Below are 1,100 nucleotides of genomic sequence, written 5' to 3' on the forward strand. Positions count from 1 at the left end.
GCCAGCCCCACAATATCGCCGAACAGGCAAGATGCCTATTCCACCTCACTCTTAAAATCATTCTATTATTAACCAACGCCAGATTGTTCATGAACTATTTGTAAATGCTATAGTTTTAGTAAATTGCTGAGAATAGAAGAGCAAAGACTAAACTCCTTATTCAACTCCTGATTACTGGAGCAGTACGGGCATCAAATCCGCTAGCTTTGAGAGCATTAACGGTTACTTGGTGATCTTGGACCCAGTATTTAGAATCAAAACGGACAAATTGATACTGCTGGGGTGCAGCAATAGTTGCTAGTACGGGGAATTTTGCCTGATGTTTTTTACCGGAATGTTTTTGCAGAATCGATTTTAATTGGTTAAGGTTGTTTGTCGTAACTTCCTGAGGGGTAAGTTCTACTACTACTGTTCGTAAACTTTCAATTAGCTCAGCATCTTCAATAATCAGTTGAATTTTCTCATCTCGCTCATCCACCTTCGCCCAAATAATTAAACGGGAATCGGCTTGCAGTAATGAACTAATTTTTTCGTAAGTTTTCGGGAATACAACTCCTTCAGCTTGACCGGTCAGATCTTCCATCTGCACAAAGGCCATGCGTTCATTATTTTTTTTGGTGAGGTGAGGCTTAACTTCGGTGAGCATTACAATAGCACTCAAAGTTGTCCCCTTCTTTTGCTCTGCTAACTCCGCCAAACTGACAGGAGAAAGAACTTGAGCTACTGGACGGGCTGATTTTAAAGGATGGTCAGACACATAAAAACCAAGCAATTCTTTTTCCCAATTTAATTTTTCTTGGCGTGAAAAATCAGACACTGCTGGAGCGGTGGGAGCAGATTCCCAAGCATTATTGTTCTGATCTGGCTCAGAATTAGTGTTGCCAAACAGATCAAAAATGTTCAGCTGACCACTTTCTCGGTCTTTGGCACGGTCTTGCGCCCAACTAATCAATGGCTCCAGGTCTTTGATAAGTTGCTGGCGGTTGGGCTGAATGCTATCAAAGGCACCACAGTAAATCAATGCTTCCAAACCACGGCGGTTAAGGGTGCGCAAATCCACGCGATCGCATAAATCTGCCAAAGCCTTAAACTCACCACCA

General features: G+C 42.5%; 1 protein-coding gene. It reads right to left on the bottom strand.

What is annotated here, in order from left to right:
* Positions 1-160 precede the first annotated feature (160 nt).
* Positions 161-1,100 (bottom strand): OB-fold nucleic acid binding domain-containing protein (locus F6K37_RS43920; protein ID WP_287257416.1); only part of this gene is annotated, 940 nt, incomplete at its 5' end.

The organism is Moorena sp. SIO4E2, from assembly GCF_010671945.1.
Taxonomy (GTDB): Bacteria; Cyanobacteriota; Cyanobacteriia; order Cyanobacteriales; family Coleofasciculaceae; genus Moorena; species Moorena producens.